This is a genomic window from Azospirillum melinis, assembly GCF_013340935.1.
GTDB classification, from domain to species: Bacteria; Pseudomonadota; Alphaproteobacteria; order Azospirillales; family Azospirillaceae; genus Azospirillum; species Azospirillum melinis.
The window spans coordinates 25,697-47,510 of sequence record NZ_WHOS01000055.1; the positions used below are offsets into that span (position 1 = coordinate 25,697).

15 protein-coding genes and 1 pseudogene are annotated in these 21,814 nt (G+C 66.3%); 10 read left to right on the forward strand and 6 right to left on the reverse strand.

Translation table 11 applies throughout. The annotated features are described in order from the left end of the window. The first annotated feature begins 82 nt into the window (after nt 1-82). Genes dsrO through GBZ48_RS28205 form a run of 3 tightly spaced genes read left to right on the forward strand, consistent with a single transcriptional unit; the run spans nt 83 to nt 5,094 of the window. Nucleotides 83-835, forward strand: coding sequence for a sulfate reduction electron transfer complex DsrMKJOP subunit DsrO (gene dsrO, locus GBZ48_RS28195; protein ID WP_174474073.1), 753 nt, complete (start codon nt 83-85; stop codon nt 833-835). Further along, nucleotides 832-1,944 (forward strand): NrfD/PsrC family molybdoenzyme membrane anchor subunit, encoded by a 1,113-nt coding sequence (nrfD, locus tag GBZ48_RS28200; protein ID WP_209798473.1) that lies wholly within the window; start codon nt 832-834, stop codon nt 1,942-1,944. Before dsrO ends, nrfD begins: the two co-directional genes overlap by 4 nt. Nucleotides 1,945-1,989: 45 nt before the next feature. After that, on the forward strand, nt 1,990-5,094 hold the full coding sequence (locus GBZ48_RS28205; protein ID WP_174474074.1) for a molybdopterin dinucleotide binding domain-containing protein: 3,105 nt from the start codon (nt 1,990-1,992) through the stop codon (nt 5,092-5,094). A gap of 105 nt (nt 5,095-5,199) precedes the next feature. Here GBZ48_RS28205 and GBZ48_RS28210 read toward each other — a convergent pair whose 3' ends face one another. Further along, a complete protein-coding gene (locus GBZ48_RS28210) occupies nt 5,200-7,446 on the reverse strand; it encodes a hypothetical protein (protein ID WP_174474075.1) in 2,247 nt (748 codons plus the stop codon). Between the two features lie 2,056 nt (nt 7,447-9,502). Between GBZ48_RS28210 and GBZ48_RS36825 the strand changes: the two genes are divergently transcribed. Then, nucleotides 9,503-9,628 carry a hypothetical protein gene (locus GBZ48_RS36825; protein WP_281362506.1) on the forward strand — a complete coding sequence of 42 codons (126 nt, stop codon included), beginning with the start codon at nt 9,503-9,505 and terminating at the stop codon, nt 9,626-9,628. 1 nt (nt 9,629) lies between these two features. Here GBZ48_RS36825 and GBZ48_RS36500 read toward each other — a convergent pair. Beyond that, nucleotides 9,630-10,127, reverse strand: a pseudogene (locus GBZ48_RS36500) (isocitrate lyase/phosphoenolpyruvate mutase family protein). A 74-nt stretch (nt 10,128-10,201) separates the two neighbouring features. On the opposite strand from GBZ48_RS36500, the gene GBZ48_RS28220 reads away from it, so the two are divergent. Beyond that, complete coding sequence (locus GBZ48_RS28220) at nt 10,202-11,203, forward strand: MYG1 family protein (RefSeq protein WP_174474076.1); 1,002 nt, start codon at nt 10,202-10,204, stop codon at nt 11,201-11,203. Between the two features lie 135 nt (nt 11,204-11,338). Here GBZ48_RS28220 and GBZ48_RS28225 read toward each other — a convergent pair whose 3' ends face one another. After that, a complete protein-coding gene (locus tag GBZ48_RS28225; RefSeq protein WP_174474077.1) occupies nt 11,339-11,962 on the reverse strand; it encodes an FMN-binding negative transcriptional regulator in 624 nt (207 codons plus the stop codon). Nucleotides 11,963-11,966: 4 nt separating this feature from the next. Here GBZ48_RS28225 and pdxR point away from each other — a divergent pair, with 4 nt between their 5' ends. Continuing rightward, nucleotides 11,967-13,532 (forward strand): MocR-like pyridoxine biosynthesis transcription factor PdxR, encoded by a 1,566-nt coding sequence (pdxR, locus tag GBZ48_RS28230; RefSeq protein WP_343049704.1) that lies wholly within the window; start codon nt 11,967-11,969, stop codon nt 13,530-13,532. 275 nt (nt 13,533-13,807) lie between these two features. Here the strand turns inward: pdxR and GBZ48_RS28235 are convergent, their stop codons facing one another. Further along, nucleotides 13,808-14,410, reverse strand: coding sequence for a dual specificity protein phosphatase family protein (locus GBZ48_RS28235; protein ID WP_174474078.1), 603 nt, complete (start codon nt 14,408-14,410; stop codon nt 13,808-13,810). A 109-nt stretch (nt 14,411-14,519) separates the two neighbouring features. Then, a complete protein-coding gene (locus GBZ48_RS28240) occupies nt 14,520-18,542 on the reverse strand; it encodes an AAA domain-containing protein (RefSeq protein ID WP_174474079.1) in 4,023 nt (1,340 codons plus the stop codon). A 407-nt stretch (nt 18,543-18,949) separates the two neighbouring features. Here GBZ48_RS28240 and GBZ48_RS28245 point away from each other — a divergent pair, with 407 nt between their 5' ends. The 4 genes from GBZ48_RS28245 (at nt 18,950) to GBZ48_RS28260 (ending at nt 20,920) form a co-directional block, all read left to right on the forward strand. Beyond that, nucleotides 18,950-19,612, forward strand: a complete 663-nt coding sequence (locus GBZ48_RS28245; RefSeq protein WP_174474080.1) for a hypothetical protein — start codon at nt 18,950-18,952, stop codon at nt 19,610-19,612. A 69-nt stretch (nt 19,613-19,681) separates the two neighbouring features. After that, nucleotides 19,682-20,302, forward strand: a complete 621-nt coding sequence (locus tag GBZ48_RS28250; protein ID WP_174474081.1) for a hypothetical protein — start codon at nt 19,682-19,684, stop codon at nt 20,300-20,302. A 3-nt stretch (nt 20,303-20,305) separates the two neighbouring features. Next, nucleotides 20,306-20,485 carry a hypothetical protein gene (locus GBZ48_RS28255; protein ID WP_174474082.1) on the forward strand — a complete coding sequence of 60 codons (180 nt, stop codon included), beginning with the start codon at nt 20,306-20,308 and terminating at the stop codon, nt 20,483-20,485. Next, entirely contained in the window at nt 20,486-20,920 is a 435-nt protein-coding gene (locus GBZ48_RS28260) for a hypothetical protein (protein WP_174474083.1), read from the forward strand. A 40-nt stretch (nt 20,921-20,960) separates the two neighbouring features. Here GBZ48_RS28260 and GBZ48_RS28265 read toward each other — a convergent pair whose 3' ends face one another. Next, the gene (locus tag GBZ48_RS28265; protein ID WP_174474084.1) at nt 20,961-21,455 is read right to left on the reverse strand and encodes a hypothetical protein; all 495 of its coding nucleotides are present in this window, start codon (nt 21,453-21,455) and stop codon (nt 20,961-20,963) included. Nucleotides 21,456-21,814: the final 359 nt, after the last annotated feature.

The window sequence follows — 21,814 nt, forward strand, 5'->3', positions numbered from 1 at the left end:
GGGCGGGAGCCCGCCGGGTACCTTCACGCCATGGCATCCGCCAATCAGCGGGTGCCAGGGAACAGGTGTGAAGGGGCCAGTCATGGATCAGTCACGGCGCAACTTCTGCCTCGGCTTCGGCGCCGCCACGGTGGGGGCGGCCACGCTGTCGCCCGCTCCGGCGGAGGCGGTTGCCGCACGCGAGGGCGGCGATCCGGCTCACCGCTGGGGCATGGTGGTCGATGTGCGCAAATGCGTCGGCTGCCAAGCCTGCACGGTGGCCTGCATCATGGAAAACGACGTCCCGGAGAACAGCTTCCGCACCATCGTGTCAACCTACGAGGTGACGGAGCAGGGCAGAAGCGGCACCTACATGCTGCCGCGGCTGTGCAACCACTGCGAGGACCCGCCCTGCATCCCCGTCTGCCCGACCGGCGCCACCTTCCAGCGCGAAGACGGCATCGTCGTGGTCGACAACACGGTCTGCGTCGGCTGCGCCTACTGCGTCCAGGCCTGCCCCTACGACGCGCGTTTCATCAATCACGAAACCCAGACCGCGGACAAGTGCACCTTCTGCGTCCACCGGGTCGAGGCCGGGCTGCTGCCCGCCTGCGTCGAGACCTGCGTCGGCGGTGCTCGCATCTTCGGTGACCTGAAGGACCCGGACAGCACCGTGTCGAAGCTGGTCCGAGAGCGAGACCCCAAAGTGCTGAAGCCCGAGCAGGGCACCCAGCCGCGCGTCTTCTACATCGGCCTCGATCCGAAATTCCAGGGCAAGGTCGACGGCACGCCGACGCTGTGGCGCCCAAGCCCCCAGCCGCATGCCGACGCCTACGCGGGGAAGGAGAACGCATGATGGACACCAGCATCGTCGAAGTCATCAACGTGACCCGCGAGGTCGCGTGGCTCCCCTGGGCCGTGCAGTATTTCTTCCTGATCGGCCTGTCGGTCGGCGGCGTGCTGCTGAGTCTGCCAGGCTACGCCTTTGCCCACGAGGACTGGCGCAAGCTCGGCCGCATTGCCCTGCTTGTGGCGCTGACCTGCGGGCTGGCGGCACCAGTGTCGCTGCTGTCCGACCTCCACCAGCCCGGCCGCTTCTGGCACTTCTACGTCGTGCTCCGCCCGACCTCCTGGATGTGGTGGGGTTCCATCATCATCCCGTTCTATGTCACCGGCCTGCTGGTCTACGGCTGGGCCTGCTTCCGCGAGGAGTTGCAGGAACAGGGCAGGGTAGATAGCCGCCTCGCCGCGCTCTATCGCCTTGCCGCTCTGGGCGGGGGCCGCGATGATCGGCTGATCCGGTATGCGGGGCTCGTCGTCCTCACCGGGGCCGCGCTGGTCGCGCTCTATACCGGCACCGAGGTTGCCGTCGTCCGGGCGCGCCCGCTGTGGCACACGCCGTTCCTGCCGCTCCAGTTCCTCGCCACCGCGCTCGCCGGGGCCACAGGCCTGGTGCTGCTGCTGAACCGCCTTGCCGCAGATGGCGACCGCGATGTCGAGAGAGTGGCGAACCAGCTGCTGGCCGGAGCTTTGGGTGCGGTGATGCTGTTCGGCGGTCTGTGGCTGGCGCTCGGCCTGTTCGATCTGGAGCGGACGCATGCCGATGCGCTGGCGAGCGTGGCCGGTTCCGAGGCTTGGCGGGTCACCGCCGTCTGGGCGGTTGCGGCCACCGCGGTACCCTTCGTCATCGCCGTCGCCAAGCCTGTGGGCACCGGCCTGCTGACCGGCCTGATTGCCGTGCATGGAGCATGGATGTTCCGTTGGACCGTGTTCATCGGCGGCCAGACAGTACCGAAGACCGGCGCCGGGTTCTACGAGTATGCGCTTCCGGCCGGTCCGGACGGGCTGCTTGGTATCGTCGGCACCGCCGGGCTGTGGCTGTTCCTGCTGCTTGCCATCACCGCAGTCTTGCCGACTCCGCGCCGTGCCGCACCCGGCCTCCTCTATCCCATTGCCGCAGAATAACTCGCTGCCGAATAAGCAGCCTGCCGGATTACCGGAGACACCGCCATGTCCATCCACCGCCGCCTTCTCCTGAAGACCACCGCCGCGGGCGGCGCGCTCGCCGCCTTCGCCGCAGGCTTCTCCGAAACCGGCCGCAAGCTCGTGAAAGGCGCCTGGGCTGGAGAGAAGCCGGAGAACGCCATCTCCGGCAACGCGCCCAAGCCCGAGTTCCGCATCGACCCTGCCAACGGCGACATCGTACTGACCTCCGGTCAGATCGTCGCCTACACCGGCTGCATCGGCTGCACGACCTTGTGCGGTGTGCGGGTGCGGGTGGACACTGAGAAGAACAAGGTGCTGCGGGTGGCAGGAAACCCCTACACGCCGATGTCGACCGACCCTTTCCTGCCCTACGGCACCCCGGTCAGGGAAAGCTTCAAGGCGCTGTCTCGGTTCCAGGAAAAAGGACTGAACGGCCGTTCGACGGCCTGCGGACGAGGCAACGCGGTGCTGGAAAACGTCACCTCGCCTTTCCGCGTCACCACACCCTTGAAGCGCGTCGGCCCGCGCGGCTCCGGTCGGTGGGAGCCGATCGCATTCGACCAGCTGGTAAGCGAGGTGTGCGGGGGCGGTGACCTGTTCGGCGAGGGACCGGTCGATGGCCTCGCAGCCTTGCGCGACCTCAAGACGCCTATCGACCCGGCAGCGCCGGACTTGGGTCCCAAAGTCAATCAGGTGGCCATGATCACCGGTGTGCCGGACGGCCGGGAATCCCTGGTGCAGCGTTTCCTCCAGCAGGCTTACGGCAGCATCAACTATGTCGGGCACGGCTCGTACTGCGGTGGCGCCTACCGGGCCGGATCCGGCGCGGCGTTCGGCGACACCAAACAGCAGCCGCACGCCAAGCCGGACATCGCCAACGCCGAGTTCGTGGTCTTCATCGGCACCGCGCCGTCGAATGCGGGCAATCCGTTTAAGCGGCAGGCGACCTTGATTTCCAAGGCGCGCACCGACGGCGCCCTGCGCTACGTTGTCGTCGACCCGGTGCTCACCAACGCCCGTGCTGCGGCGGCGGGAGAACGCGCCGACTGGATCCCGATCCGGCCGGGCACCGACGGTGCCTTTGCCATGGGTATCATCCGCTGGATGTTCGAGAACGGCCGCATCGACGAAAGATACCTGTCCCAGCCCAACGGCAAGGCGGCGGAGGCGGCGGGCGAGGCTGGCTGGTGCAACGCTACCCACCTTGTCGTCGTGCAGAAGGGCCATCCGCGCGAGGGGTGCCTGCTGCGGGCGTCCGACCTTGGCTGGGTGACGTTGGACGAGAAGGACCGGTATGGCGACAAGGACGCCTTCGTCGTCCTCGATCCCGCCACCGCCGCCCCGGTCGCCCACGACGCTCCGATGACGGCGGCCACGCTGTTCCATCAGGGGACGGTGACGGCCGGGACCGAAGACATCGCCGTGAAAACCGGCCTCACGCTGCTACGCAAAGAGGCCATGCGGCTCGACCTGCGGGCCTACAGCGACGCCTGCGGCGTGCCTGCCGACGTGATCGCCGGTCTGGCGCGCGAGTTGACCAGCCACGGTAAGAAGGCCGCCGTCAATTCCCATGGCGGTATGATGTCGGGCAGTGGCTTCTACAACGCCTTCGCCGTCGTCACCATCAACACGCTGCTCGGCAACCTGAACTGGAAGGGCGGCACCATCGTCGGCGGTGGGCGCTTCCCGGAGAGCGGTGACGGTCCGCGCTACAAGCTCTCCAGCTTCCCCGGCCGAGTAAAGCCGTCCGGCATCCCGCTCGGCCGCAACGTGCCCTACGAGAAGACATCCGAATTCCGGGCAAAGAAGGCGACGGGCAAGGCCTATCCGGCCAAAGCACCATGGTATCCGACCGCCCCCGGCCTGACGACCGAGTGGATGTCCAGCGGCATCGTGGACGGCTACCCGTACCCGGTGAAGGCCCTGCTGCTGTGGAACGCCAACCCGGTTTATGGAATTCCCGGCGCGCACCGCTTTGCGCAGAAGCTGGCCGATCCGAAGACGGTACCGCTGGTCGTCGCCATCGACCCCTTTATCAATGAGACCTCGGCGCTCGCCGACTACATCGTGCCGGACACCGTGCTCTACGAGACCTGGGGCTGGACCTCGGCCTGGGGCGGGGTGCCGACCAAGATGACCACGGCCCGCTGGCCGGTGCTGGTCCCGCGCACCGACAAGCTGCCGGGCGGTCAGCCGATCCAGCTTGAGCCGTTCCTGATCGCTCTCGCCAAGCGTCTTGATCTGCCGGGCTTCGGGCCCGATGCCATCGAAGGTATGGACGGCACCCGGCACCCGCTGGAGACGGCTGAGGACTGGCACCTGCGGGCGGGCGCCAACGTCGCCTGGCTCGGCAAGCAGCCGGTGCCGGACGCGAGCGACGAGGACATCGCCTTCTCCGGCGTTGGGCGGGTGCTCCCAGCGCTGAAGGCGACGCTGAAGGAGGAGGAGTGGCGCAAGGTGGCCTTCATCCTCGCCCGCGGCGGCCGTTACCAGAATCAGGTCGAGGGATTCGAGGGGGAGAAGGCCACCCACCGCTTCGCCAAGGCGCTTCAGGTCTACAACGAGGCGGTCGGTACGTCGAAGAGCAGCATCACGGGCAGGCGCTGGCCGGGAACGGCCGCCTGGATGCCGCCGGTCTTCGCCGACGGCACGCTGGTGAGCCATGTCTACAGACCGGAGGACTGGCCCTTCCAACTGGTCAGTTCCAAGTCGGTGCTGGTCAGCGCCTATACGATCGGGGCGACGCGGCTGCGCCACCTGCATCCGGAGAACCCGGTCGGCGTGAATGTCGAGGACGCCCGGCGGCTGGACATCCAGACCGGCGACCGCATCCGCATCGCGACGCCCGGCGGTGCCGAGCTTGCCACTGCCATCGTCCGGCACGGCGTCATGCCGGGGGTCCTCGCCGTGGAGCATGGCTTCGGGCACAAAGAATTCGGTGCCCGCGCCCATGTGATCGGCGGCCGCCGCCAGCCGGATGTGCCGGAGATCGCCGCAGGCGTCAACCTGAACGACCTCGGTCTTGCGGACCCTACGCGGACGGGGGCTTCGGTATGGGTCGACCCTGTGGCTGGGACCGCGGTGCGCCAGGGAATTCCCGCCAAGCTAGAGCGCACCGCCGCTGCATGATTTCCAATCGCCCGTGCAGGGTGCTTTTGTGAACAGACGGCTTGGGGCACATGGCTCACCAACAGGCCGCCGGTGCAGGTCAGCACGAGGGAAGCCGCGGGCGGCTCACTGAACCTCGTTCGCCGTCCTGACATGGCAGGGATCTAAGTGGCGGGCGAAGGCCTCCAGAGTCCTTGTCAGCTGACGCGCCACGATGAAGGCAAGAATGCTGCGAAGCTTGGGGCGATTTTCGTCGATGATGTACCTGATTTGTTGGAGCACCTCAGCCGCTGCCGTAACGGCAGCCTCGAAGTCAACCCGCTCGACGCCATCGGGACGGGGTAGGCCATCCACCAGTTCGTCAACGCCGATCAGCAGGCGGAAATGCAGGTTCTTGGCGACGCGGCCATCCGCCTCGAGTTCGGCAGCAAGGGCGGGCAGATAGCAGCTGGCCAAGTCACGGTCGGGGTCTTCGTGGGCGCGCCCTCGCGGCAGCGACGCCAGCGCCTCGCGCAGTAGGGTGAGCGTCTCCCCGGCCGCCAGACAGCCCTTCGCAGGGCTGCCCACGGCTTCGGCCCTGGGTTCAGTGGCAACGGTTTCCACTGCTGGGATGGGGGTGGAGGTCTTTCCGGTCGGGGAAGCAGCGAAGGGCCGCCGGATGGGGGGCAGAGGTCGGGACGCTTCCCTGACGTGGGCGGGTTTCTCGGCGGGCGTCTCTTTGACGGCTGCGGTGGCCAGGGGAGGCGTCACCTGTTCTGAATGCCGCGACAACATCTCCTCCCGGAGCATCGCTCGCTCGGCTTTCTCATCCATGACCGCTTCCTGGGCCTGCCACAAAGCTTCTCCCAGTACGTTCGAGGCACGGCGCAACACATCCTGATGATCGTCACCGTGCCCTTCGCAGGCCATCGCGTCGGCCGCGTCCTGCCAGAGCCCGTCGACGTTCGCGGTGAAGCGGCTGCTGCCTTCCAGAACCATCTGAGCCAAACCCTGGTGCGCTTGATACCCGAGCTGAAGCGCCTCCTTGAGCAGTCGTGACGGCGCGTCGGCAAGGTCGCGCGCATACGCGGCCGCGAGGCGAACGAACGCACGGTCCATGTCGCCGGATTCCTCGTTCACCATGCAGGCGAGTGCTCGCCGGATGTCGGCCGCGTCCACCCGCTCGAACCTCGTCCGCCGCGGCGTCGGGGAAGCCGGGGCGATGAGGTCGGCTTCGACCAGCATCCCCGTGCCGACGGCAGGCATTGGGAGATCGGACGGCAGCGGCTGGCCAACATGCCAAAGCGCGGTTTCCTCTGCACGCAGGCGTGCCGAGGAGAAGGCTTTGAAGTGCCCCCACCACATTGCTGACGTCATTACCCGGCCGTCGGCGTTCCAGGCGTGAACGTGGCCGGTCGAGCCGTCCCGCAGCAGCCAGCGCCTGAGGCGCGCAGCCTCAGCAAGTTTCAACTCGGCCGAGCCCAGGCTCCATGCCTTCCCTTCAACCGCCAACCGAGCGACCGCGCCGACGAAGGCGGAGAAGGCCTTGCGGATCCCCGCAGAGAAGTCGGCCCCATTGGCAATCGGCGTGCAGACGCGCTGGCGGGCCGCATGCGCATGGACGAGCCACTGGTCCCTCAACTGCTCAGCCCCGATGGGCGCGCCGACCTTGACCAGATAGTCCGCCGCGCGGTGAACCCACAGCCCAGGGAGGACCATGTGCTTGCCGTCGGCCGGGCCATCGAAGACGGTGAGCTTGCGCAGCGTATCCCTCGCGGCATAGCGAGCTTGGTATGCAAGCGGATCGAATCCGTCGGCCAACAGCCTTGCAGCCTTGTGCTCGGCCGGTCCGGCCGCAACCCTGAGCCAGTCGTCGTCGTGCTCAATGACTACAAGGTGATCTGGATCAAGATGTTCGCGCACCCACGGGAGCGCGTCAGCCAGGACGGTGTCCACGTCGGCCGCAGGAGGCAGGCCGAGGATCTTGCGTAACTCTGCTCTGGACCATGAGCGCATCGCGTTGTCGTCCCGCCGGACGGCCACGCCCTTCACCGCGATGAGCAGCCTCAGCGCCGGAGCAGATGGTGCTGTCCGGATGACAGCCACTGGCAGAAGCACGTAGAGCCTCTGGCTGCGCCATGTATCGAGCGTGCGGTGCAGTCGGATGATGTCGTCATCCAACCCGTAGATAAACGCCACCCGCTTCGGCAGACGCTTCGCCGAGAGATCCGTTCCGTCGGCCAACTGTCGGCCACCGGCCCGGCGCAAGGCGCCCTCAATGGCCTTCTTCGGCAAACCTGTCGACCGCGCAAGAGCGCTTAACCGGATCTCCCCATGCCCGGCGGACCAGTAGGCGGCAATCGTCGCGTACACGGCCCATGCCTCGAGATCCATGATTGGCCTGCCGAGGCTGGATTCCACGTCCAGCGGGACGACGACGCCAACACCAAGATCCCAATCCTCTGCCCGTCCGCGTGCGGTGGCCACCAAGCCGCGGTGATTGGTGTTATTCCGGGGAGGGGCAATGCTGTGTCGACGTGCCATGGGGGACTCTGGGCTGGGCTGACAATCCCATTGTCCGGCGGACGGAGTCCAATCCGCAAGACTGTCGGTCCGTCTACCTGAGATCTCCTGCCATGGGGCAGCCATAATGGGCGACCCGTTCTGCCGAGCGATCGGCCAACGGACGGGATGAAGGCATGAATGTATTATAATCAGTAGTTTACAGTAAAAATGAGTCCTAGAATAAAAGAAATTTAGTCGGCAGTGCCTGCCTCCGCGCCGAAGCCGCTTACCGACGGCGTCTCGGCTCCGGGTCAGGCCGGTAGGCCATCGCCGCCTTTGTCCGGGAAGGAGGAGATCCTCCTCATGTACCCATCCCATGCAGACCCGCTTCGGCTCACCCGGCCGACGGTATCACGAACACCGCGTAGGGGAGCAGGCTGAGGCTTCGCAAGCCGAAGCCGGACTACAGGATTTTTTAATTATGGCACTCATAAATCCGTTAATGCATTGATTTACAACGATACATACAGAAAAGCTCACTCGGCAGACTTTGGGGCAGGGCGCCCGAGTGACATGGTGCATCAGCTTGGCAGGGCATAGCCTTCAGGCCGCCGATAGGGCCAAGCCCTCAGCCACTGTCCCAGTCCAGAGGGAATGAGGGCACCGTTTTCACCGAAATGTAGATATATCAATTTGTTACTGGAAAGATGAGCGCCAGAATGAAAATAATCTAGTCGGCAGTGCCTGCCTCCCGCGCTGAACTGCTTGCGAGTCCGCCGACCGGTTCGTCGCAGAACGCTTGGGCAAGATCGGCCGGGAAGGGAAGTGCCCCAGCCAGAAGTCCAAGGCAGTCTCCGTCTCGCGTCCATCCCTGAGGCCGGTCGGGCAGGCGGACTATTGTTTCGCCAGCCTTGGCTTGCGTATCCCGGGATCGGGCTACAGGATCTTTTATATTCTGGGACTCATATCGGTGTTAAGCTGCTGATATGTAATGACTATGCCTGAAAAAGCCGTAGTGGCTATACCCATACCCTCCATCGGCTCGACCGTCCGCGGCACGGCCGTCGGCGAGACTGTCAGCATATCGCTGTTGGTCGGGGAACACGTTGGCCCTGTGGCGTGTACCGTGGTCATCGGGGGGCAAGCCCGATCAAGGGCTGCTGTAGTATCTTTTAATTCTAGCAGTCATTATTCTGGTAAGTCATTGATTTATAAAAAGGTATGCTCAGATTTCTGTGTTGTTGGTCCCGGTCGGCATCACCCTTCGACGGCACCGATAGCAAGCTGCTGCGAGGTGGGCTGCTGATGGTGAAGGTGTTGATGATACCCTGCGTTTACCGTGGGACAAGCCATGGATTGGCTAATCCGGTTCCCTCCGACCAGACCGGTCCGTAGAGGAATGGAACCGTGCTGAAAGGTATAGTGAACGTTCGGCAGTGGACGGCTCGCGGTATCCGATCCTCTGGCTATTCAATGATCGCAAAGATTGCTGTTGCTCATCAATTTTCAATGGAAACGGTGTGGCGCCCAGGGCACGATGTGAACCTCGACATACGGCTTGGGGGATGGAGCCATGGGAGAAGTCATCACGTTGGCGGCAAGGCGGAAGCCCATAGCGCCCCAGAGGGCGTCGCCGAAGGGACCAACCTGCGCCGACGTCGCGGCCTTCCTGGCGGAACTCGAGCATGGCCGCCTCCGCTGCGCGGGGACGCGGCCCGCGGAGAACGGACACGAGGTGGACCTGGAACTCTGGGGCCGTCGTCGCCTAACCGTTTCCACGAACGCCCTGAGGATGACCCCGGACAGGATCGACACAACGCTCCGTGCCGCGGCCACCCGGCTGCGGGAGCAGGCTGAGGGCAGGGGCGTCTTGGACCTCGCACTGTTCCGCCAGCGGTGGCTTGAGACGGCTGAGGCACTCTTCGCCTGCATGACGCCGCCCTGCGTGCCTGAAGCACTGGAGCGTGCGCTCGGCGACGCGGCTGCTGCCCTGCTGGTCCTCCAGGCGGCACCGGCGATTTGGGCTGCCGCGTGGGACGCGGCCGAGGGACGGCAACTGGCGGGGGGCTGAGTTACCGCCCCCGGGCCGCCGATCCGCTCAACAGGATCTCGGTGCGTGCCACCAGGATGACATCCTCGCCGGTGTGATCGAGGGCGGCGCGCGCGGTTCGGATGCGTTCGACGGAAGTGTCGGTATCGTAGAAGCCAGGTCCGCCATCGGCGCGGATGTCCTCGATCGACAGGCCCGCGACGCCGATGTTGACTGCGCGCCGAACGTTTGCAGCCAATTCCTCAAGATCATGGGCGAAGCCGGATTCGAAATCGGCGTTCACCGGGAGGTCCGTGGTGAGTACGAGGCTCCCGAGATTCGCCAGGACATCGTCACGCTCGACACCATTTTCGGGCCTGCCCTGCTACCAGGAATAGCCTGAACTCGTTGAGGCGAGGGCGCTGAAGCCCATGTGCTTCATCATCCTGGCACTGCCGACATCCCAGGGGTTGGGCGGGATGAAGCAGCCCTCATGAAGCGCACGGAAGGCCTCACGCTTTTCTGCGATGGTGCGAGCCATGGTTCATCTCCTAAAAGAGGGCTGTTAGAACCGGATTTCCGAGGGCTGTCCTGGAATCCATCTGGAGGAAGACCATGACGAAGAGCCTTCGGCTTGTTACCCACGGTGGTTCTTTTCACTGCGACGAGGTGCTGGGATACGCCATCCTGTGCCGGGCCCTGCCGCACGAGGCGCTGGCCACCTCCACGCTGGTGCGCACAAGGGACCAGCAGGTCATCGACGCCGCTGACATCGTCTGGGACGTCGGCGGCATCTTCGACCCCGCGCGGGGGCGCTTCGACCACCACCAGCGCGGTGCCCCGGTGCGTCCCAACGGGTCGCCCTACTCCTCGGCGGGCCTGCTTTGGGCCGCCTACGGCCGTGACGCGGTGCGCGCCATTCTGGCGGGACGCAGCGGCGAGGACGTCGTTGAGCGGGTCTGGATGGAAATGGACGAGCAGGTAGTCCGCCTCGTCGACCTCGCCGACAACGGCCAGCGCCCCGTCCCTGACTTCGGCGACGAAGGCCTCGACCGGGCGGCCCGGATCGCCGACGGGATGGCTCTGCCGTCCCTGGTCGAGGTCCTGAACCTGCCCTGGGATGCCGACGTGATCGACCGGGCTCTGGCCGAGGACGAGCGCTTTGCCCGGGCCGCCGAGATCGCGGGAGCCTTCCTCGACGGCCGCATCGAACAGATCCGCGCCCGGATCGCCGCCCGCGACATCGTGCTGGAGGCGCATGCCCGCTCGGCCGACCCGCGCGTGCTGGAGCTCGACCGCGGCATGCCGTGGCAGGGACCGGCGCATGACGCAGACCTGCCGGTGTTGTTCGCCGTTTACCCGGACAAGGGCGGTGCCGCCTGGATGGTCGGCTGCATGCCGCCCGAGCCGGGCAGCTTCGCCCAGAAGCTGCCGCTGCCCGCGGCCTGGGCAGGCCTGCGTGACGCCGAACTCGCCCGCGTGTCCGGTGTGCCGGATGCTGTGTTCTGCCACCTGAACCGCTTCATCGCCGCCGCCCGCTCGCGCGACGGCGCGATGGCGATGGCCCGCATTGCCCTCGGCCTTGCCCGCGAACCGGTGGGGTTGGGCGCCAAGTAACGCTGCAACCGGCTTCGTGCTGGTGTGCCCGTTGGCGCAGATGCCCAAGCTGCCCGATTGAAGGTGGAACTCGCCGCTTCAAGATCGGAGGCGATGAGTTCCACATGCGCGCCGACAAGCGGCGGGAAGGCTGGATCAGGTTGGGATCAGGGCAGCAACCTCCCGGTCGGTGTTCCGGTCGCTGGCGGTGAGTCCCGCAGCCACCCCGGCCCGGTCTTCGGCGGATCGGTTCTGGCTCATTTTGCGCTTGCCCTGAATGCGTGTGATCGGCAGCCGCAGCCCGACGATGCCCCGCAGCTGCGCGCGGATGAAGTCGACCGGTGCATCCGCGACGGCCCATGGTGCGACGCGGCGACCCTCGTGCAGGTCTGTCAGTCGCGTGACCACCTCCAGTAGGCGATCCGCGTCGTCGAAGAACTCGGCCGGGCCGTAGGCATGCACCGCGATGTAGTTCCAGGTCGGCACCACCTTCCCATGCTCTTCCTTCGATGCGTACCAGGATGGTGAGACGTATGCCTCCGGCCCGGTGAACAGGACCATGGCCTCGCCCAGGGATTGCTGCTTCCATTGCATGTTGGCGCGGGCCAGATGACCGTAGAGGGTGCCGCAAGGACCCTCGTCGGGCGCAAGGAACAGCGGCAATGGCGTCGCCATCAGCCCCTCGTCGGTGGCTGTCACGAGGTTGGCGAGGGGCGTCTCCCGCATCAGCGCATGCAGGGTCGGCAGATCATCCTCGCGAAATGCGGGCGGGACATACATCGGGGTGTCTCCACGTCAGGGCGTGGGCTGGACCATGGGCCGAAACTGGTTCACGATAAACATCCAGTTTTCCACATTTTGGCTGGGCCAGTTCAGCGACATGTCAGAGCACCCATTACCGGCCCGCCTCGCCAGCAGGATCTGCCAGTCGATCCTGGACCGGATCGCTTCCGGCGACTTGGCTCCCGGCGCGCGCGTGCCGTCGACCCGTGCCTTGGCGGCCGAATGGGGCGCGTCACGAACGACGGTGACCGCAGCCTACGATCAGTTGATCGCCGAAGGTTACCTGGAAGCGCGCCAGGGAGCTGCTACCAGGGTCGCGCTATTGCTTTCCCCATTGCCACCTCGGCCGCCGCACCGGTCGCACGCTGAGCATGTTGGTGGCCTGTCCGCATACGGCCAGCGGGTGGCGGCTTTCGCCATTCCAGTCGAAGGAGATCGCGAGGCGCTGGCCGTCGATTTCCGCTACGGCGACATTGCGGGCGCCGACTTTCCGCGCTTGGCGTGGAAGCGGGCGATCACAGCCGCGCTGCTCCGTAAGCGGCCGAGCCTGCGGTATGGTGAGCCGTGCGGTTCGCCGCGCCTCAGGGTCGCCCTGCAAGGCTATCTCTGGCGGGCGCGGGCTATGCGGTGCGAACCGGACCAGATCGTCATCATCAACGGCTCGCAGCAGGGCATTGACCTTTGTGCACGGCTGCTGCTGGACCCGGCCGACGGGGTCCTGATGGAGGATCCCGGCTACGGCTTGGCCCGGCAGGTATTCCAGGCGGCGGGGGCCGACGTCATCCCGATCCCGGTCGACGAGGAGGGCCTGAAGACCGATGGGCTGCCCCCGGCGCGCCTTGCCTACACCACGCCTTCTCACCAGTTCCCGCTCGGGGCTGTCATGTCGGCGGTGCGCCGCCGTGACCTGCTGGTCTGGGCCGAGCGGAGCGGCGGGTACGTCATCGAGGACGACTACGATGGCGAGTACCGCTTCGACGTGTCGCCGATTCCGGCCTTGCAGGTGCTGGACGATGCCCGCCGGGTCATCTACCTCGGCACGGTGTCGAAGATCCTCTCGCCTGAACTGCGCCTTGGCTACCTCGTCGTCCCTGAAGCCATGGCTCCCGTCTTCGCGCGGGCGAAGAGACTGATGGATCGGCACACGCCGGGGCCGGAACAAGAGGCGCTCGCCGACCTGATCGAGAGCGGGGCCTACGAGAGGCATGTGCGGCGCATCCGTCGCAGGAACGGGGAACGCCGCGCGGCCCTCCTCGCAGCCTTGACCGATACCTTCGGCAACGATGTCACGATCATCGGTGCTGCTGCCGGGCTTCACGTCGTGGTCTGGCTGAACATGGTGCCGCGGACATTGGAGGAGATGCTGATCGCCGAGGCACGTTCAGCCGGTCTCGGAATCTATCCCATCGGTCCGCTCTTCGACCCGGCCGTGGCCGCGACCGCGCCAAAGCCCGCGGTCGCCGGGCTGGTCATGGGTTACGCGAGCCTCGACGAGGAAGCCATCCGACGTGGGGTGCGGTTGCTGAAGCAGGTGGTCGCTGATGTCCGTGCCGCCGGGACCCGTTAACGTTTAAGCCACCGCCTCTGCCGCCACTCCGGCTCGACGCCTTCAGGCAAGTCAATCTTGGTGAACTGCTGGAGGGGACTGTCGCCGTTTGGCCTTGGCCTATATGACGTTCAACGCAGATGAATTGCCGCAGCCAAATCATGTCAGTGTTGAGCCCGAGCCTATTTCAGCGCTCACTTGCCGTTTTTCCTGCGGATCAGGACGACGGTAATTCTGCGTCCAGCCGCTAACTTCTGCATTCATGTAGAATGAGGGGATGAGCATCGAGCGGGCTCTCAATCCGTCCTGCGCCTCGTCCGTATCCGCCTTGCCTGCTCCCAATGGCGCTCCGGATCCAATGCCGCCTCCCGCCAGTGGTCACGCCATTTGACGTACCTGGGGCAGGCATACGCAAGTGCGGCCTCGAGTTGCCCATACCGGAACAGGCAACTGTCGGCCATGCTGACGAGCAGGGGATTCGGATGCATGCGTCCTTCTGGATCTCCCCTCAGCAGGGCAGCCACGGCCGCCTCCTCGGCGCCTGGTCCGAGTTCCTGGGCCAGCAGGGCGAGCGCCATGGCCGCGGAGCGGCTGACACCCATCTGACAATGGACCGCGAGCAAACCTTCCGGGGTCTGCGCAGAAATCCTGCGCCCGAACTCTAGCGCTTCGGCGACATGCTCGATGACGGGGCCGCGATAGGGGCCGAAGGCCGGAATGGCAATGTCGTCGAACCGCTGCACCAGCACGGCGTCCACCTCGCCGCCGGTGGCCTGCGCCAAGGCAAGATCCAGGTTCTCGGCGCCATGTTCTGCCGACGGCCTGATTGAGATGATTCCCTCGGCGCCTTCAGCCTCCCCGCGCTCGACGGCCGCCCATGACAGCACACGAATTTTCATTCTACCCGCCAGCGCTCTCACCAAGACATGCGTTCGGAACCGATAGCCATCAATCCTGCCAAATTATCAAACTTGCTGTTGCCTCAAGAAGTACGGATTGCCAATCTCCCTACGCAGCCCTCGGCATCCGCGCGGCCTCCAGCCTCTCCACGGCCTTGCCGACGAAGCGTCCTGCATCCCGTCCGGTGTAGCGGAAGGACGCTTCGAGGCGCTGGTAGGCGCTGGCCTCGTCGCGGACGGCGCTCAGCCAGTTGAACGACCCCTCGACGATCTCCGTGTCGTCCACGCACAGTGTCTTCGCGTGCACCCGCTTCACGGGGGCCACCTCCGCCCCAGCGGCGGCCAGCAGGTCGGCCGCGCGCATGTAGGTTGCCTTGAGGCGGCGGCTCCTGTCCTGGCCGTCCTCCATGTTCTGCTCCGGGTCCACGTAGACCGTGATCTGGACGCCGCGCGCGACCGCCTGCCGGATGAGGGCCGGGACGTCGCACCGGCCGTCCTGGATGGCCCGCTCGGTCAGGTAGGGCGACGAGATCGCCACCCGGCGTCTGGCCCGGCCGAAGGCCTCGGCCAGCAGTTTCAGGTGGCCGTCCAAGGTGTCGACCCGCTCCACGCGCTCGGGGTCTGGCGCCAGGGCGACGAAGTCCGGGACGGGGACGACCTCCAGGCGCTGCGCCGCCTCGCGAAACACCCCGCCGCCGCCCCAAAGGCCAAGGTCGCCCACCACGTACAGCGAGGACTTCGCCCGCGTCGCGGCCACGTTCAGGATGTTCGGCGTCTTGCCCGCCCACGCCACCGCCCCCTGGCGAGAGGCGCTCCCGCCGAGCAGCAGGATGACCGTCTCCGATTCCTTGCCCTGGAAGGTGTGGACGGTGCCGACATGCCTCTTTGCCCACGCTTTCACCGCATCGTCGTCGATGGACGGGTCGAGCCGCCGGAAGGCTTCGGCCCTTTCCAGGACCATAGCGCGCATCGCGTTGGCGACCGTGCGGAACGGCGTGATGACGAACGCCTCGGGCATGCTGCCGTCGCGCAGGTAGCGCCCGCGCAGGGACTTGCCCTTCGCGTCTACGAGCCTCCCGGCGAGCGCCCACTGCTCGACCATGCGCTCTAGCATGCGCATCGCGTACTCGCCCTGGCCGGGCACCCAGTTGCCGTCCGATGGGTTGGGCAGGCGCAGGTCGAACCAAGCGCTCGGATGGCCGCCGGGGCCGAAGTCGGGGATGTCGCCGCGCCACCCGCCGGTGTCCAGCGACGGCTTGCCCAGCACCATGGTGCCCGCGTAGGAGATCGCGTTGCTGATCGAGAACATCGGGTCATGGCAGCGCCGGTGGACCCGCAGCGGGCAGCCGACCCAGGTGCCGTCCGGACCGCCGATGTAGGCGCCGAGCGGATTGCGGCGGTCCGAGACGGTCTGCACCGACCCGACCCGCACATCGAAGCCGATGTTGGGAACTTTGTGCTGCCGGTAGAGGAGCGCCGAAACGTCGGTGGGCAAGGTGACGACAGGCTCAACCTGCTTCGGGTCGCCGACCGCGACGGCACGCTTGGCCCGCCAGATGGCGCCGACGGCCGCCTGAGGCGTTGCTTGGCCCGCCTCGTCGATGAGCAGCCACCCGAGCTCGCCGGGGCCGAAGTCGTCGGCGAACATGCGGCCGACCGAGGCAAAGGTGCTCGAGATGACCGGCACGGTCATGAAGAACGTGTTCCACAGGTGCCGGGCAATGCGGGGGCGCGCGGCGGCCACGTCGCGGTCGGCGCGCAGCAGGTCGGCGAAGAGCCGCAGGTTGTCCACCACCCGGCCGCTGGCCCCGCCGAGGAAGGCGAGGTGGACCTGCACCGCCGCCGCGAAGAGCTCCTCGCGGGCGAGGTCGAGCTCCTCGCTCACCCACACCGCTGCCTGCTCGCGGTCCTGGCGCTCCATCCCGAACGCGGCGGCGAGCGACAGCGGCTCGCGGGCAAAGCGTGCCTTGGCGGCGCGCAGCCGCTCGCGCGCCACCGTCAGCGCGGCCGCCGCCTCGTTGCGCCTGCTCCCGGCCCGCGCCCGCGTGGCCTCGGCCGCCTTGCCCTCGTCGGACAGCCGCCGGAACTCGGCCTCGGCCTCCCGGCAGGTCCGCTCCGCCGCCTCGACCTCGAGGCGCAGCGCCGCGATCCGCGCCTTCCACTCCTTGGCCGCCGAGGTTCCGAACAGGCGGGCGAGGAAGCCGGGCTTGTCGGCCAGGGCGAGCGTGGAGCGTTGGAGGGCCGCCTGCCGATCCCGATCCGCCCGCTCGCGCCGCTGGCCCGACTCCTCCGCCGCGCTCCCGGCCGCCGCCGCGGCTGCCCCGGCGCGCTCCAAGTCAGCTGCGGCCGCCTCGCCGTCGCGGATGGCCCGCTCGATCCCGGCGGGGGCCTCGGCCAGGTCGCGGGTCGCCTCTACCAGGCGAGCGACCTGTTCCTCCGCCGCCCGGAAGGCCGCGACCGTGCGGTCCCAGTCCATGCGGGCGCACGGCCCCTGGATGGTGTCGCGCACGTTGGCCCTAACCTCGGGCGGCGGGTTGACCGCGGCCACCTGGAGGAAGCGCTCGGTCTCCACCTCGTCGGAGCCCTTGCGGATGAACTCGGACTCCACGCGCGTCCCGACCAGCGTCACGGTGATGCTCCGGTTCTCGCCGCGGTCGGCCCACAGGGCGGCGAGCTCCTCGGCGGTCCTGCCGAACGCCTTCACGGAGTGCTTCTCGCCCTCGGCCATCGCGTAGGCGAACACCCACCTGCCGCCATTCCTCATCGGCTTGGGCTCTGACATCCAGGTGATGCGGGCGTCCTTCATGGTCTCGGTGCGCGAGGTGTCGTCGGAGGGCCAGTACCGGCCGACGAAGGCGGAGCGATTGGAGGCGTTGCCCAGCGCAGCCGAGGCAAGGCCCCAGACCTCCTGGCCCTTGGGGGCCAAGTCCTGCGCCACCTCCTTGAAGAACGCGAGGCGGGCCAGCGCCTGCGGATCGCTCCGATGAGATTCGGCTATCGAGGCGATGTCGGGGAGTTCCTTGGTGATATTTTCGACGGCCGTGTTGTTGCTGGAGCAGACCAGGATGCCGTGGTCGCACAGCCTGGTGTCCAGTTCCCAGACCGGAGCGGCCCGGCGCCCGACGACGATGGGCTGCATCTTGCGGAAGGCATCGGCGGGCTTGGCGAAGCCGCACATGGCGGCCGCGCGGTCGACGAACACAGCGCCGATAACGTCGCGCAGCAGAGTGCTCTTGCCGGTCCCCGGCGGGCCGTTCACGCTGAACAGGCCGCCGTCGGCCATGGCGAGCGCGCCGTTCACGGCCATCTGCTGGCGCAGCACCAGCGGGTGGCCGCCGCGGCCGCGCGACGGCCACTTGCCGACTGGCAGGGCGTCGACGCCGGTGACGGCGGCGATGGTCTCGTGGCGATCGGCGTCGCGCCGGTCGGCCTCGTCGAGGTCGCGGGGCTCGAGGTACTCGGCCAGCGCGGCAGACCAGCGCCCGCCGCGCACGGCCTCGGAGACGCGGTGCAGGTCGGGGTAGACGAAGCTGTCGATGACGCCGACCGGATCGTCCCCGTCGCGGCGCAGCCGCTGGGTCACCGAGGTGTGGGTCGCCGCCGCCCTGGCCATGGAGAGCGGCGGCGTCCTCTTGAGCATCCCGGCTACCCACTCACCGACCGCGCGCAGCCCGGCGTTGTCGAGAGGCGCGCTTTCTTCCGAGGCCCAGGCTGCGTCGAAGGCCTCGCCGAGCTCGGCCTGCCGCTGGGTGTAGTGGCTCTCCGGCAACGGGCCGCGGTCCAACGCCTCAAAGCGCATGGCGAAAAGCGTGACCTTCAGGCTGCCCTTGAGCGGTCTGCCGTCCGTCCCGACGGCGAAGGCGGCGAGGAAGGCGTCACGTCCCTGACCGTTGCCATCGGGGATCTCGTCCGGCTGCACGCCTAAAGCATCTGCGATGGCCGCGGCGGCCACGCCCGACTTGAACTGGCAGACCCGCGCCACGCTGGAAACCTTCTGGAGTTTGCGGGGATCCTGCTGCCCCATCGTCCAGTCGACCGGGGCCGACCTGTCGGCAACGCTGTGGGTCCTGACGCCGCGGTCCTGGCCGTCCTCCTTCTCGATCAGCGATGGCGTGAGTGCCTCAACATCCATCCAATAGTTCAGCGTGGCTTGGGCGGAAGCAGCGTTATGGGAGGCAGCCAAAACTGATACTCACTTACGAATTGCCGACCACTTACCTCTATCGGATTTCCGAAGGGGCTGCAATTTCGTGAGCACCACTTGGAAGTTTATCATTCTCTGGGTTGCGTCGGGTGTTGATCCAAAAGTCGCTTCCCACACGGCACCGCCGTACCGATATTGATTCGGTGCGGCCAAACGCGGTCTACGGGAGCAACGGGGTATTGTCATGGTTGCTGAAGCCCTGACGCTCGGCTAGCATACCCGCGGTTGTCCCACCAGACCTGCCGCCGGGTTAAAGAGGACGGTTCGTGAGTCGCCGCGATCCCCACGCGGTCGATGCGTAATCGGCGGACATCGACCGAGCGTTAGGATCTGAGATGGCTCTGCTTGCCCTCACGAACGACAACCTCGCCTTTTTCAAGCGCTCCCTGCGGGCGGACCTTCCCGACGTGGGTTCCTCGCACCTCTTCGAGGCGCTGGCCGCTGCCCTTGGCAGCCGCACCGGCATCGCGCTCGCGACCCGCATGCGGGAGGACGGAGCCGAGATGCCGTCCCTCGCCACTATCGATCAGGGCGCCTTCGCCGCGCGGCTGGCCGACCTCGGCCATCGGGTCGCGGCGCTCCCGGCGCTCGATGCTCTCGCCCGCTCGCCCGCTCTCCCGGACCGGATCTGGGCGGTGTTCAAGGACGGCGACCGCCCGGCCCTCAACGCTTGGCACGGGGAGTGCCAACGGCGAGGCATCCCCTATGTCTACGTGACGACCGGCCGCCAGCATGCCCGCGTGGACTGGGACTGGATCACCGTGAACCCCGCCTTCGACGACGTTCCGTCGGACGACGGCGAGAGCAAGCTCCTCGACAGGATCGTCGGGGCCATCCGGGCGAACGCGGCCTCGTCGCCGAAGGCGAAGTTCGACGCCTCCGCCTTCGCCGGGCACGTCGAGAGGCTTCTGCCAGAGAACGCGCACGCCCAGGCCGACGCGATCTTCGAGCTTCTCCACGGCGCCCTGAGGCAGGCCCGGCGGCCGGTCCCCGCATAGGCGACCGCGAGCGGGAGCTGCCGGGGCATGGCAACCAATGAACCTTCGATGATGCCGAGGTGAGCAAGGATGCGAGTATCCAAATGGCAGGCCATCTTGCGTGGATCGTACGCACGGGATCTGGTCTTCGCCGCTTTCCTGCTCGGGGGTTGGTATCAGCTTGACCTGCCATGGCCATACCTTCTGGTTGCCGCGATCCTGTTGATCGTGGTTCCGGTCGTGTTCCAGCTTCCGGGAAACTGGCCGCGACGGATGACCGCCGAGAAGTGGGATGAGGTACTGCGGGGGCCGGTCGTCCATTTCACGACCCCCGAGCGGGCGATGGAGATGGCCCGCGGCGGCTCCAGCAAGGAGGGCCGCATGCCGGGCTGGGTTCACGTCCGGCCGTCGTCGGGTCGGAAGGACTCGGTCGGTCTCAAGGGAAGAAAGGCGGCATACGCCTTCGCGGGGTTCCCGACGCGGGGCGATTGGGTCCGGAACGTGGGCAAGCACGCCACGGTGGCCGTGGTGATCGACCCCTCTACCCTCGACCTCCGGGATGTGCGGTATCGCACCGCGGACGGGGCGGTCATGCTTCTCGATGGCTATCACGGGCCTGCGGAACTCGTGGAGGTCCGACCGGACCCAACGGATGAACGAGTTCGCCTGACGGCGGGCAAGGCCCTCGGTGCCGTTCCTGCGACGGAGTGAGACATGGTGACATCCGCCCCCCTGACCCTGATCCGCGAACGGGTTCGCGACTGCCGGGAGCCTATCCTCGACACCGAGGTGCTGCTCGACGACCAATCGCTTGAGCCCTACAGCCTCGGCCCCTTCGTTGAGCTTGTTCTGGATCCTTCTCACTCCTTGCTTCATTTAGAAATGGGAAAATGAATGTTTTATCTGATATGCGCTGCTCCATTCATTTTCATGTTCATTCGCTTCCTACTTCGAATGTTCGGGATGCAGAAGCAGTTAAAAACCGCCCTGAAAGGGCGCAGCGATCCCTATGTTTGGCCATCAACAAACTATCACAGACGACCAAGCGTCATTCTCGATGATGGTTCGCAAGAAATCGTACTTCTTCGAAGTAATAATATTAGAGTGATGCCATTCAAATCCATTACTAAGTTCAAAATGGAAAGAGATGGCAATTGGCGCAAAATAACGTTTTACACAACTGACAAAGCATATCCGGCGGAGTCGGTCTGGCTCGAACAAGCGCAGCAAGCTGATGCGTTAATGGCACTTCTGACCGTGCGCTTGAGCGGTAAGGAACAAGAAATTATACGGGGTTTTGGCGGTATAGAGAACATGAAAGTTAACTAATGTATTGTTTCAAAGTCTCTGAGCAGAGCATGGATGCCGTTCAGGACACAGGCAACGGCGCCACGTTCCAGTAGTGGGCCGCGAACTGAAGCGCCCGGAGCGTCGGGAACCCCTCAGGTATGGCGGCGCGCTCAATGGCCCGGCCCGCGAGCGCGGCGCGGACCTCGGCCATGAACTCCGCCATCGGCATGATGCGGCCACCACTCAGCGTCTTCCGGTTGGCCGTCGAGCCGTAGACGAGGAGCGCCACCTGCTCGATGTCGTCCGGCAGGTCGATCCTGGCGAATAGCTGGGGGATGTGGCGGCGCCCTCCCGCGAACTTCTTCGCGTACCGCTCTTCCCGCTTGGCCCAACTGTCGGTGTCCATGGACGGCTCGATGTGGACCAGCCTCCGCTCGCTGGGGTGGTACGCGACGACGTCGAGCTCGCAGTCGTGACCACCGTTCGGGCGGCGGCCCACGAGCACGTTCCGGCGGACGAAGTAGCCGGAGAACTCGTACCACTCGGCGACAAGGGTCTCGAGGAAGTTGGACATAAACGCTCCGCCTTGGTTGCCAAGCTCTCTTGCCCGGCCCGCTGCGCAGGAGCAAGGGGCTTGGCCCAACGTGCCCGCCAGGATGGATCGCCCATCGGCGGGGAAGATTGCAGCCTCTCTGGAACGGCCGAGATCAGCACCATCGTTGCCTGATCGGGTTGTGGAGGAGATCTCGGCCTCAAAGAGGAACGGCCGAATGGAGGACCGCAAGCACGCGACGGCGCTCGACGTCTAGCCCGGATCATTCATCAGCGCTTTGGAACGGCTGCCCGAAGGCGCGTCGATGGGTGGCGCCAACGGCGCGGCATGACGGGGCTGGAGGGTTGCGGGGACAGGTTCGTTCGGGGGCACGTCGCCCC

Coding starts and splice junctions, on each gene's coding strand:
- GBZ48_RS28250 (WP_174474081.1), top strand. CDS start 19,682: ATGCGAGTATCCAAATGGCAGGCCATCTTGCGTGGATCGTACGCACGG.
- nrfD (WP_209798473.1), top strand. CDS start 832: ATGATGGACACCAGCATCGTCGAAGTCATCAACGTGACCCGCGAGGTC.
- GBZ48_RS28260 (WP_174474083.1), top strand. CDS start 20,486: ATGTTTTATCTGATATGCGCTGCTCCATTCATTTTCATGTTCATTCGC.
- GBZ48_RS28220 (WP_174474076.1), top strand. CDS start 10,202: ATGACGAAGAGCCTTCGGCTTGTTACCCACGGTGGTTCTTTTCACTGC.
- GBZ48_RS28240 (WP_174474079.1), bottom strand. CDS start 18,542: ATGGATGTTGAGGCACTCACGCCATCGCTGATCGAGAAGGAGGACGGC.
- GBZ48_RS28210 (WP_174474075.1), bottom strand. CDS start 7,446: ATGGATCTCGAGGCATGGGCCGTGTACGCGACGATTGCCGCCTACTGG.
- GBZ48_RS28265 (WP_174474084.1), bottom strand. CDS start 21,455: ATGTCCAACTTCCTCGAGACCCTTGTCGCCGAGTGGTACGAGTTCTCC.
- GBZ48_RS28255 (WP_174474082.1), top strand. CDS start 20,306: ATGGTGACATCCGCCCCCCTGACCCTGATCCGCGAACGGGTTCGCGAC.
- dsrO (WP_174474073.1), top strand. CDS start 83: ATGGATCAGTCACGGCGCAACTTCTGCCTCGGCTTCGGCGCCGCCACG.
- GBZ48_RS28225 (WP_174474077.1), bottom strand. CDS start 11,962: ATGTATGTCCCGCCCGCATTTCGCGAGGATGATCTGCCGACCCTGCAT.
- GBZ48_RS28245 (WP_174474080.1), top strand. CDS start 18,950: ATGGCTCTGCTTGCCCTCACGAACGACAACCTCGCCTTTTTCAAGCGC.
- GBZ48_RS28235 (WP_174474078.1), bottom strand. CDS start 14,410: ATGAAAATTCGTGTGCTGTCATGGGCGGCCGTCGAGCGCGGGGAGGCT.
- GBZ48_RS28205 (WP_174474074.1), top strand. CDS start 1,990: ATGTCCATCCACCGCCGCCTTCTCCTGAAGACCACCGCCGCGGGCGGC.